The organism is Natronotalea proteinilytica, from assembly GCF_055379935.1.
This window is the reverse complement of the sequence record NZ_AP043947.1, coordinates 235,148-247,292: the sequence shown is the minus strand read 5'-3', so window position 1 is coordinate 247,292 and position 12,145 is coordinate 235,148. Positions and strand designations below refer to the sequence as shown.

At 55.4% G+C, this 12,145-nt stretch carries 9 protein-coding genes; 4 read left to right on the top strand and 5 right to left on the bottom strand.

What is annotated here, in order from left to right; translation table 11 throughout:
• Positions 1–99: 99 nt before the first annotated feature.
• A complete protein-coding gene (locus tag ACZ5AL_RS01275) occupies positions 100–483 on the bottom strand; it encodes a DUF779 domain-containing protein (RefSeq protein WP_464511646.1) in 384 nt (127 codons plus the stop codon).
• A 133-nt stretch (positions 484–616) separates the two neighbouring features.
• Positions 617–2,143 carry an aldehyde dehydrogenase family protein gene (locus tag ACZ5AL_RS01270; protein WP_464511645.1) on the bottom strand — a complete coding sequence of 509 codons (1,527 nt, stop codon included), beginning with the start codon at positions 2,141–2,143 and terminating at the stop codon, positions 617–619.
• A 398-nt stretch (positions 2,144–2,541) separates the two neighbouring features.
• Between ACZ5AL_RS01270 and ACZ5AL_RS01265 the strand changes: the two genes are divergently transcribed.
• On the top strand, positions 2,542–3,534 hold the full coding sequence (locus tag ACZ5AL_RS01265; RefSeq protein WP_464511644.1) for a helix-turn-helix transcriptional regulator: 993 nt from the start codon (positions 2,542–2,544) through the stop codon (positions 3,532–3,534).
• A 9-nt stretch (positions 3,535–3,543) separates the two neighbouring features.
• On the opposite strand, the gene accC is transcribed toward ACZ5AL_RS01265, so the two are convergent.
• The gene (gene accC / locus ACZ5AL_RS01260) at positions 3,544–5,073 is read right to left on the bottom strand and encodes an acetyl-CoA carboxylase biotin carboxylase subunit (protein ID WP_464511642.1); all 1,530 of its coding nucleotides are present in this window, start codon (positions 5,071–5,073) and stop codon (positions 3,544–3,546) included.
• 144 nt (positions 5,074–5,217) lie between these two features.
• Between accC and ACZ5AL_RS01255 the strand changes: the two genes are divergently transcribed.
• Positions 5,218–6,147: a DnaJ C-terminal domain-containing protein gene (locus ACZ5AL_RS01255; RefSeq protein WP_464511641.1), complete on the top strand. Its 930-nt coding sequence runs from the start codon at positions 5,218–5,220 to the stop codon at positions 6,145–6,147.
• A gap of 151 nt (positions 6,148–6,298) precedes the next feature.
• A complete protein-coding gene (locus ACZ5AL_RS01250; protein WP_464511640.1) occupies positions 6,299–7,021 on the top strand; it encodes a class I SAM-dependent methyltransferase in 723 nt (240 codons plus the stop codon).
• A 209-nt stretch (positions 7,022–7,230) separates the two neighbouring features.
• Here the strand turns inward: ACZ5AL_RS01250 and ACZ5AL_RS01245 are convergent, their stop codons facing one another.
• Positions 7,231–9,018 (bottom strand): outer membrane protein assembly factor BamB family protein, encoded by a 1,788-nt coding sequence (locus ACZ5AL_RS01245; protein WP_464511638.1) that lies wholly within the window; start codon positions 9,016–9,018, stop codon positions 7,231–7,233.
• Positions 9,019–9,264: 246 nt separating this feature from the next.
• Here ACZ5AL_RS01245 and ACZ5AL_RS01240 point away from each other — a divergent pair, with 246 nt between their 5' ends.
• Complete coding sequence (locus ACZ5AL_RS01240) at positions 9,265–10,785, top strand: M20 family peptidase (RefSeq protein ID WP_464511637.1); 1,521 nt, start codon at positions 9,265–9,267, stop codon at positions 10,783–10,785.
• A 443-nt stretch (positions 10,786–11,228) separates the two neighbouring features.
• Here the strand turns inward: ACZ5AL_RS01240 and ACZ5AL_RS01235 are convergent, their stop codons facing one another.
• A complete protein-coding gene (locus tag ACZ5AL_RS01235; protein ID WP_464511636.1) occupies positions 11,229–12,140 on the bottom strand; it encodes a hypothetical protein in 912 nt (303 codons plus the stop codon).
• Positions 12,141–12,145: the final 5 nt, after the last annotated feature.

The following is a 12,145-nucleotide window of genomic DNA, read 5'->3' as shown; positions in this document are numbered from 1 at the left end:
GCGATGCGCGTGCAGACAGGCACGCACACCGCCCAACGTAGGCAGCGCAGCCGTATCCCGAAAGGTACGACAGCGGGTTTGCCGAAAAATTAGACAGGCTTATGCAGCTGGTACTGCCTCTTCTACATCGACCACATCGTCCAGCTCGTCATCATCGAACATGCGCGACTTGGTCATGAAGCGTACGCCAAGCGGGATTTCGAGCGAGAAGCTCGCCCCTCGGCCAGGCTTTACGTCGATGATCAGCTGCATATACTGCCAGTATTCGTACTGATCGCGTGCGATGTAAAACGGACAGCCGTATATATCGCCGAGCTTGATGTCGCTGGTGCCGACTTTGAACTCATCGGCAGGGTAGCACATGGGCTGTGAGCCGTCGCAACACCCACCGCTCTGATGAAACATGAGCGGCCCGTGATCATCGCGAAGCTGGTCGATGACCTCTTTGGCTTCGTCGGTAACGGTGACGCGTGGAATAGACATAGCAAATCAAAGGGCAATGCGTAGAAGCATGAACCAATGCGCATGCCGGACGCTCCCATAGAGGGAGGTCCGGCGATACGCGAGGTGCCTGCGGGGAGGACCGCAGCTACATGAGAGATAGTTGAACGCCTGCTTAGAAAAAGCCCATCGCGTTCTTATCGTACGAGATGAGCATGTTCTTCGTCTGGCGGTAGTGATCGAGCGCCATCTTGTGCGTTTCGCGCCCAAAGCCCGACTTCTTGTAGCCACCAAAGGCTGCATGAGCGGGATAGGTATGGTAGTTGTTCACCCACACGCGTCCGGCCTTAATCGCACGAGGTACGGTGTAGAGCTCGTGGGCATCGCGGGTCCATACGCCGGCTCCAAGACCATACAGGGTATCATTAGCAATCTCGATGGCCTCTTCCTGATCTTTGAACGTGGTTAGCGAGGTAACCGGCCCAAAGATTTCTTCTTGGAAGACGCGCATTTTGTTGTGACCACGGAAGACCGTAGGCTCTACGTAGTATCCCTCATTCGGCATTCCATCGCCTCCAAGGTTGTACGCATTGCCACCTGCAAGTACTTCGGCGCCTTCGTCTTTGCCGATCTGCAGATAGTTCAGAATCTTCTCGTACTGATCATTAGACGCCTGCGCGCCAACCATCGTGTCGGGATGCAGCGGATCGCCCACTTTGATGTTCTCGACACGTTCGATAACACGGTCGATGAAAGCATCGGCAATGGACTCTTGCACAAGAATGCGACTTGGGCAGGTGCACACTTCGCCTTGGTTGAGGGCAAACATGGCGGCGCCTTCGAGGCACTTGTCGAAGAACGCATCATCGGCATCCATCACGCTCTCGAAGAACACGTTCGGACTCTTGCCGCCGAGCTCCATCGTCATCGGAATGATGTTGTCGGAGGCATACTGCATAATGAGGCGTCCGGTCGTCGTCTCTCCCGTAAACGCAATCTTGTCGATGCGGGGCGACTGTGCCAGGGGCTTACCTGCTTCCACGCCAAATCCCTGCACGATGTTGACCACTCCCGGAGGCAGGATGTCTTGCACCAGCTCGGCCCAAAACATAATGCCCACCGGCGTTTGTTCGGCTGGTTTAATGACAACCGCGTTGCCCGCTGCCAGTGCCGGACCCAGCTTCCAGGCCGCCATGAGTAGGGGGAAGTTCCACGGAATGATCTGCCCAACCACGCCCAGCGGCTCGCGCACTTGCATGCTTACGGTGTTGTCGTCGAGCTCCGACACGGTGCCCTCTTCAGCACGAATGGCTCCCGCAAAATAGCGAAAGTGATCAATGGCCAGCGGCAGGTCGGCGTTGAGCGTTTCGCGGATGGGCTTGCCATTATCGACGGTCTCAACCCGAGCCAACAGCTCCAGATTTTCTTCCATCACATCCGCAATCTTTAGCAGCATATTGCTGCGTTCGGTCGCTGATGTTCGATTCCATGTTTTAGCGGCTTCGTGCGCGGCATCGAGGGCTTTATCGACGTCGGCTTTCTTCGAGCGAGCAACCCGGCAGAACGGCTGGCCATCAATAGGCGACACGTTCTCGAAATAGTCCCCGCCTTCGGGTTCGACAAACTCGCCCCCAATAAAGTTATGATAGATGTCTTTGAATGTGGGCCGGTCGTAGGCCCGTGTTTCTTTTACGGTTTCCATAGGAGTGCGTGTATGATTTAACAACGTGGACTACACTGAAAGCGCTTCCAGCCTGAGCGCCGGCTCTTACGATTGGCAATCACCACACACATCGACTGAAACCGCTTCCAAAAACAAAGCAGTAGTTATCTGTCTGCGCTTGATAGTATGGCTTGCTCGGGCTTGTGCGTAACAAGCCAGCAAGGTGAACAGCTCTTTAAGACAGTTAACACACGCTTGTATTGTAAGAATTGAGTGAAGTGCCCGGCTTGTTCGATTTTTTCAATCTGTTGTATCTTTTTCCCAATTTTGTATCTTGCGTCGGATGGTGGATTCTGTACCCGTTTAGAGGCGCGTGCAACCTGCTTGCCTTCACGGCATATTCTATACCCGTCCTGATGGCTTACCTCCCGGTTGCTATGTCTTTTTCAGACCACCTTGCGGCGCTGCGTGATGCCCACCCGCCGACCGACCTTATCGAGAACCGGACGACCTTTGGTGGGCCAGATGCCGAGTTGTCGATCTACGATACCTACAACGAAGCCTCAGGCGTACGGCTGCAGCGCTCCCATCCGCTCATTTGTGGCATGATTCGTGGCAAGAAGGTGATGCACCTCCACGACCTTCCCCACGAGGAAGACGTCCCGCCGTTGCCTGCGCCCACGAATGGGGCTGCTCCAGTTCCTGACGAACCGTTCGACTTCATGCCCCACGAAACGCTTATGATACCGGGCGGACGCGCTGTGTACATTGACTTTCCGGAAGCTGCGCCGGAATCGCCCACGACGTGCCTTACAGTCGAGATTGATCGCGACCGCGTGAAGCAGGTGGTTGATCGCATGAACGAGCATATGCCACGCGCCCCCGAATCGGAGCCCTGGCGTTATGATGCAGCACACCCTCAGCACTACCGGCACCTGCCTGATGTAGATGCTACCGCACGCCGTCTGGTCCACATTTTTACGGAGGATCGCCCGTACCGCGATACGCTGATCGACCTGGGCATCACCGAATTGGTAGTGCGTTTGCTGCGCACCGAAGCCCGCCATGTGCTGCTTGCGCACAGCAGCGACGACGCCGACTCGCACGGGTTAGCTGCCGCTGTTGAGTATATCAAGAGCAACCTGCATCGGCGTATTACCATTGACGAGGTGGCCAGTGCTGCATGTATGAGCACATCCAGTCTGTATCGATACTTCCACAACGAAATGGGCTGCACTCCGCTGCAATTCATCACCCGCTGCCGCATCCGCCAGGCCAAACACATGCTCAAGCATCCCGAGCAATCGGTTACGCAAGTAGCCTACGACCTCGGGTTTTCAGATATCAGCCATTTCATCAATACCTTTCGGGATGCCGAAGGATGCACGCCGGGCACCTATCAGCAAGAGGTGGCCAAGCAACACGCATAACGTTTCCAGCTACCGCTGCGTGTGAGCGCGGCGGCGACGCCATGGACTTGGCGCTGCCACAGCAGATTCGTTTGTTGTTTTCTCTGCATCAGATTGACGCGCATGGGCTTCTGATACGGCGGCCAGCGCTGCCCACAGGTCAAATGTAGAATCGCTTGGCGTAAGCGCACTCGGCTCGAAGTGTTTGTCTACAAAGTGCGTAGAGAAATCGCCCGAGCAAAAGGCATCGTGCTGCATCGCAAACTGACAGAACGGAATGGTGGTGTGCATACCCGCAATCTCGTACTCATGCAAGGCACGACGCATCCGCCGGATGGCATGGTCGCGATCGCTTCCCCACGTAATCACTTTGCTGATCATGGGGTCGTAGTGAATGAGCACTTCCCCGCCTTCCTCGACGCCCGCATCGACCCGCACACCCACCCCGGCAGGCGGCGCATGGCGGAGTAGCGGCCCAGGATCGGGCAGAAAGTTCTCGGTGGCATTTTCTGCATACACGCGGCATTCAATAGAGTGGCCTTGCATGGAAAGATCGTCTTGTGTATATCCGAGCGGCTCACCTGCGGCAATGCGCAACTGCTCGGCCACCAGATCGAGTCCGGTAATAGCTTCGGTGACGGGATGCTCGACCTGCAGGCGTGTGTTCATCTCCATGAAGTAGAAGTTCAAGTCAGCATCTACCAGAAACTCCACGGTGCCTGCATTTACGTAGTCGCAGGCCTCGGCGGCAGCAACGGCGGCGCGTCCCATTTCATCACGCTTTTCAGGGGTGAGAATGGAAGATGGGGCCTCTTCCACCACTTTCTGGTGTCGCCGCTGGATAGAGCACTCACGCTCGAACAAGTGCACGGTGTTGCCATGGTGGTCGGCTAGAATTTGGAACTCGATATGGCGCGGCTGATCGATGTACTTTTCAACAAACACGCGGCCATCGCCAAACGCGTTCTGGGCCTCGCTCTGGGCCATCTCCATGGCGCGCTCGAAGTTGGCAGGCTCTCGTACGATGCGCATGCCTTTGCCTCCCCCTCCGGCTGCGGCTTTAATGAGTACCGGATACCCGATTGCATCGGCCTTTTCCGCGGCCACAGCCACGTCCTCTACGGCATTCGGGGTACCGGGCGCCATAGGCACCCCTGCTTCTTTCATAAGCGTACGGGCTGCCGTTTTGTCGCCCATTGCCCGAATGGCAGACGGGGAAGGCCCGATGAACGTCAATCCGGCATCGGTGCAGGCTTCGGCGAAATCGGCGTTTTCCGAGAGAAACCCATATCCCGGATGAACCGCATCGGCCCCACTGCGCTTGGCAACGGATAGCAATTTATCGATGCGCAAATACGATTCGCTTGCCGGTGCAGGGCCAATGGCGTATGCTTCATCAGCTAGCCGCACATGCGGCGCTTCACGGTCGGGTGTACTATACACAGCCACCGTGCGAAGCCCACGCTCCTGACACGTGCGAATGATGCGCATGGCAATTTCGCCGCGATTGGCAACGAGAACCGTATTGATGGCCGTTTCGATAACAGGGGAATCCGTCATTTCGTCGGTAGCCTCTGGTGTGGCATGAAATATGTGACCAGCATGTATGCTGCTGTGTGTTCCAAACATGCAATTTGACGCATGCGTTTAGACACGCAGCAGTGCGCTGCGCGCCCTTTTTGCACAACGACTTGTCCCCGAGCCATGCCGAACCAAACGTATTACGAGCTTCTCGGCGTCGAGGAAGATGCATCGGCGCGCGAGATCAAGAAAGCATATCGCCGCCTTGCACGCAAACATCACCCCGACCGAAACCCCGACGATCCGGACGCTGAGGAGCGATTCAAGAAAATTCAAGAAGCCTACTCCGTTTTGTCGGATAAAGAGAAGCGTCGTGAGTACGACGCGCAACGACGGTTTGGCGGAGGATTCGGCTCGCAAGGGTTTGGACAAGGCAACGGACGCCGCCAGCGTGTAAACGTCAACCAAGGCTTTGGTCAAGGCGGACTTGGTGATATCTTTGAGAGCTTCTTTGGAGGTGGTAACGTTGGAGGAGCCCAACAAAGCGCACGCGACCCGTTTTCGCAAGCGCGCCAGCAGCGGCGCCGTCAGCCGCAAACACGCGATGCCGAAACCCGCTTGCATCTTTCGTTCGATGAAGCGCTGCGAGGCGGACGCCAAACAGTGGAGTTGCCCTCGGGGGAATCGGTACGGCTTCGCATTCCAAAGGGGGTACGCTCGGGTTACAAGATCCGCATGCGGGGGCATGGCCCCGCCGGCCCCAACGGCAAGCGCGGCGATCTTTACGTCACTTTTGAAGTCGGCGACCACCCACGCTTTCGCCGCAAAGGCAACGACCTGCACCTCACCGAAACGGTGTCGGCGCTTGATGCCATGCTGGGCACCAAGCGTCGCATTCCTACCCCCTATGGCCAAAACATCAGCGTTTCCATTCCTCCCGGCACGCAGCCCGATGAAAAGCTGCGCTTGAAAGGCCAAGGGGTACAGACTGAAAAGGAAACAGGCGACTTGTATGTGCATGTGGAAGTGCACATTCCCGATACCCTGACGAAAAAGCAGCGCGAAACGCTCGAATCAGCAGCAAAAGAAGCAGGACTACGCAACGAAGGGTGAGAAACGAGACGTGAGAAACGAGACGTGAGAAACGAGACGTGAGAAACGAGGGGGAGCGGTGCTATACAGGTCGCCACTCCGATCTGTCTGCATCTTTGACCAGCCATGGGTACATTGATAGCGCATACAGTTCTCCTCATGCAATGCGCCTATGGCTTCTGCCGATGCTTCGCTATATGACCCATCGTTTGTTGCCAATCTCTTTGACGAGATGGCGGCCACCTATGGCGTGGTCAATTACATCAGTTCGTTTGGCTTCTGTAGGCGATGGCGCCTTCAATGTGTAGACCAAGCCGACCTTCAACCGGGTCACACTGTCTACGACTTGATGAGCGGCATGGGCGAGTGCTGGCCCCGTATTGACTCCTACCTGCAAGGCCAAGGCCATCTGACAGGGGTCGATATTTCGCCTGTCATGTGTAGCCATGCACGCAACCAAGCCAACCGTATCAACACGCCCACAACCGTCGTTGAGGACAACATACTCGCCAATCCCCTTCCGGCCGGCCAAGCTGACCGTGTGGTGTCTGCGTTTGGACTCAAAACCTTCTCGGATGCGCAAAAACGAACGGTATCTCATGAAATTGCACGCCTCCTAAAGCCAGGTGGACGCTTTTCTCTTCTCGAAATTTCGGTACCGCCGCTTCCGGTGCTACGTGCTCCGTACATGGCCTATTTGCACTACGTCATCCCTCACATCGGACATCTGTTTTTAGGGGATCCAGACAACTATCGCCTACTGGGGCTCTATACCGAACGCTTTGGAGCTATCGACGACTTTGGGGCTATGCTTTGTGATGCCGGGCTAGTTGTTCGTATACATCGCTTCTTTTTCGGATGTGCAACGGGCGTTACAGGATATAAGCCCGCGTAGCCGTTCATGCAACAAGGTGCCCTGTCGAGTGCACAAAAAGCCCCGCAAACGAATACGGGATGCGTGCCTCGTGCGTGCTTTTGCCGACGAAACCCTCGCCTGCATGCCACACACAAGAGCCGCATCCCGCATCTATGACCTATCTACGACCTGAGGGCCCGTTTTTGTTTGCCCTTCAGATCTACCTTGGATGAGACAACACTACGATGCTATTGGAGTTGAAACCGGGCTAACACATCATTTGACCCCAACATGTAGATAGTCCGGCCTTCATTCGTCGCCCAGAAGCCCTGGCCGAGATTACCAAAGACTGTTCCTGAAGGAACCGACACCGAGAACTGCCCTAACTCACGCCCCTCTGACGCTTTTACCACAGAGACATCGGAGCGGTTTTGTAGGAAAATCCGATCCTCGAAGATCTCATACGAGGTCACATCCGCGCTTTCCGACGTGTATGTTTGGGTGCCGTCAGCTTTGTCATAGATCGCCATCCCGCTCACACTGATTACACCGATTTTGTCGCCTCGGTCAACAAGGCGATGAACCAGTCCGAGATCGGTCTCTTCATTGTGCGCAATCTCGTATACCACCTCTCCTGTTTCCAGGTCGAGGGCATACACAGACGTTTGTCCTGCAGCAAAAGCAATACCGTCTCCCAGTACGAGTTCAGATGTTGCGACGGGCGGGATGCGTTCGGAGGTTTGCCTGATATCCTCGAAAAACCCTGCGTCTTCGAAGGCTGTCGAGCGCCAGCGTTCGTCTCCCGTTTCAGCATCATAGGCAATGACACCGCCTTCATCGTCCATCACATCTCCTGCAGCAGAGACAAGCAGAAGATCCTGGGTACGCTGTAGATCGTACACCTCTGAGTTCGTATGCTCGGTAGACCAGACCTCCTCGCCGGTGGCCTTATTGATACGAAGAATCCGGGCATCGTCGCCTCCAACTGCTACATTGTCCCCCGCTTCTCGCATCTCACTGGCTGTGGTATAGAAGGCTTCTGCATCTGTAGCCAGCGGTGGCATTCCGCCTCCCATACCGTCCTCGACATCCCACTGACTGAGCACATTGGCGCGTCGATCGCCTGTTTCCAGGTCAAACGCCTGTAGATTGTGCGAGGAAACCATGAGCACATCGTCCTCAATGAATGCTTCGGTAGGATTTGCGATAGGAAGGTCGGTCCCCGGATCGTTGGTACTCATCCAGGCAACGTCCCCGGTCTCGAAGTCGATTCGTGCAATGTTGAGCGTGCGCCCCATGTCTCGCAACTCCTCGGTCTGCCGGCTAACCACAATCAGGTCGCCATTGGGGGCCGTAAGGATTGGAGTGAGTGCCGATCCTTCAAAATCCTCAAGGTGCCATAGCGCTTCACCATCCTGTCCATTGACCGCAAAGAGGCCCTCGTGGGTCAAGAAGAGAAACGCATGGTATCCTGGAACCGGTTCAATGAGATTACTGACATAGGTGCTCTGCAGGGCTGTTCCTACCACACCGCTTGCATCGGACGCCGCTCTGGCATCATCCATCATTGTCTGTGCTGCAACGTCAGCGGCAAGCCCGAAGCCATCGAGGGTCCACGAGTATTGATCTTGATCCCAGACTTCAACCCCAAGGTCAGTATCAATACCTCGCATAGTCTCGTTGGTAACCGAGTAGTCAAAGATGAGAAGGTTGCCCTCATTCAACAGCGCATACTCAAATCCATCCGATTGAAGATCACCAACAGACACATCACCTACAGAGATATTACTTACCAAGCGCTGTCCAAACCCGGGACTCTCCTCGTATTTTTTCTCGCCCGTCTCCGCATCGTAAACCATCACGGCTTCCTCTTGTGTGCTAGGCGCAACCAATACGTAATCTTCGTCCGGGCTTATCTCTGCCATCCCGAAGGGACCAATGTCAACTTCCTGGCTCCAGTCGGCCTGAAATGATTCATCGACTTGAAACGACGGTCCTGACCCTGAAAGACCAGCACATCCTGTTAAAACAAGCATGAACGTAATGACAAGAATTGTACACTGCTCGTATCGCATATCAAAATTTTTGCTTGAAAAGAAAGAATTCGCTTCTATATAAGTATGCGAAAAGCAAAAATCAGATAGGACATTTCTAAACAACGTCTTACCTTTTACATGGCAGCCCTTAAAGCTGTATTTATTCTGCCATACGGGATCACGAACGCACCTCGTTGCCAGACGTACTCCCTTTGAAGTCTTTTTTCAACGTCCTCCACTGATCGTATGGCCAAACGCATTGCGATAGGAGTCCTGCTCGTACTTATCGTCGTAGCCAGTGTAGTGCTGGTACGCACGGTTCGACTCTCGTACGATATTCCTGATGTAGATACCACCGAAACGGTAGACGCTGACACCGAAGACGCGGTAGAGCGTTTGTCTGAAGCGCTCCAATTTCGCACGGTCTCCCACCAAGACCCCGAAGATATGGAGATCGCCGAGTTCGAAGGGTGGATTTCGTTCGTCGAGGCAGCGTACCCTGCCATGCATGACGCACTGGAGCGGGAGCGCCTCAATGAGTATACACTGCTCTATCGGTGGGAGGGCACTAATTCGGATTTAGACCCCGGCATGATGATGGGCCACTACGATGTAGTCCCCGTAGAGCCTGGCACAGAAGACGAATGGACCTATCCGGCCTACTCGGGGGCCATTGAAGAAGGATTTGTATGGGGACGTGGAGCGCTTGACGACAAAAGCGGGCTCATGTCTACCCTGGAGGCAGTCGATTACTTGGCCGAAAAGGGTTTTGAGCCCGAACGAACACTTTATATTGCCGCTAATCATGATGAAGAGGTCGGGGGCCATGAGGGAGCTGCCATGGTGGCCGATACACTAGAAGCACGAGATGTTAATTTAGCTTTTCTGGTGGACGAAGGGCTGCCCATTGCCGAGGAAATCATTGAGGGCATCGAGTCGCCCCTCGCCATGATTGGGGTCGCCGAAAAGGGCCAGGTGACCTTGGAGCTGTCGGTAACACGCGAAGGCGGCCACGCATCCATGCCTCCATACGAAACGTCTATTGGTGAATTGGCACGGGCTATCCGCTCGCTCAAGGACAATCCTATGCCCGGACGCTTTGGCGATCTGGTGCAGAGCACGTTCGACCCGGTATCGCCTGAACTGCCGTTTGTGTACCGCGCCGCGCTCGCGAACCTGTGGCTGGCACGACCGGTCATCGAACGTCAACTCTCTCGCATCCCGCATACAAACGCTGCACTTCGCACCACGATTGCTCCAACAATCTTTCGAGCGGGCATGAAAACCAATGTGCTTCCCGCCCGTGCCGAGGCGATCATCAACTTTCGCATTCACCCCAACGACACGGTGGAGTCGGTCGTCGAATACGTGGAGTCAACTATCGACAACCCCAATATCGAAATAGAGAAGATGGAGGGGGCCCGCAATGCATCAGGCGTGTCGGATACCGAGGCGATTCCGTACCTGCAGTACAAGCGCTCTATCTGGGAAACCTTCGGTGAGATTCCGATTGCACCCTCCATCTTTGTGGCAGCCACCGATACACGTCACTTCTTAGACCTTACCGACAACATCTATCGCTTCCGCCCCATCCGGGCCACCCCTGATGACCGCGGACGCATTCACGGCACCGATGAACGGGTGGGCGTAGATAACTACGAGGAGATGGTGCAATTTCAGATCCGTGCTGTGCGTAACATGACGGTGGACTTCGATGCCATAGACCCTATCGATGCTCCCCAACCGCTCGTAGAACAGCAGGACTAATCGGCCAAAGCGGATCGTGCTGTGTCACACTTGAATGTTAGGGGCCGAAATTGTCATCGCGAGGAGGGAGCCCTGCGACTGACGCGGCGCTGGGCGGAGCCCGAGTACTCCTCCCTGCGGTCAGGGTGCTTCGCTGCACTCGCAATGACAAGGACGTGAGTTATTTTTGGTACGTTAGGGAGCACATGCGTTATCCGAAGATTGACCTGTGACAGAGAAATAGTACTCTGTCACACCTGAAAGTTATGGTCCGAAGCGGCATAACCTACGGCTCCTCGGCGGCGTCCCGTCTCTGCTGGGACGCTCTAGTGGAATGATCCAGTGTCCCCAATCCCACCACCTGATTTCTTTACCGCGGGGCGTTGCGTCGAACGCAGAGCGTCCATCCGTCCGTCGCGACGCGGAGCATCGCAACGAGTGTTCAGGGGATGGAGAATACCCACTTACGCCCCAGTTTGCGTGCGTTGTGAGGTCGAGCCGGTGTTTTCTGACGAGCGTGACGAGGGGATCGACACTTCCTGGCTGGGCTCCTCGTCTAGCTCCTCATCAAGCCAATCGTCGTCTTCGTTGAGGAACGCCTCGGGATCCATAAACACGTCTTCAATCTGACGTACATGTTCCTGGGCTTCCTCAACCTCGGTGAAGAGCGCATCGAGCTGATTTGTAATTTCGCTCGGGTTCTGAAGCGTCCACGACTGCTCGTGGATGTATTTGGCCACGTCTTCGATCGTTTGTAGCTGGGCCTCAATCACATCCAGGTTTTCGCGCGCTTTTTGGTGACGTGCCAGGCGTTGCTTCAGCACGTGCAACCGTCGCTCTTTGACGTTGCGCACCCGATCGGGGAGTTCATCCATCTTATCGCGCAGCGCCTCGATGGCTTTCTGAATGCTGTGCTCGGTCGATCCGTCAATGGCCTCGCGGTGCCGGTTGCGTTGGTGCAATAGATCAAGATATGAGTCGAGAATGTTGTCGAGTTTGCGCATCGTGCGCTGTACGAACGTTTGCGAGGCGCTGCTTAGCCCCGCATAGTTCGATTCAATGTCCTCGCAGATCGACTTCAGCCGAGCGTAGCGCCGCTGCTGACGCCGCGTAAGGGCGCTGTACTTTTCTTTCTTGGTCGGTGGCTTGAGGCGCTCAGCCCGGTGCTCCGCACGCACCACACGGCGAAAGCGTTCGTTCCGCGGAAAGGTGCCCAGAACGATCAACTCCATAGAGAGCACCAACGCCACGAGCATCCACATAGGGAGCCCTGTGGCGATCCCAACTCCCACTGAAACCGATAGCCCAACCGTTAGGAAGATCAGGTTCCAGGGATGAAAAAACGCAGCCTGCGTGTAGTTGGGCTCTTGTTTCATAACAC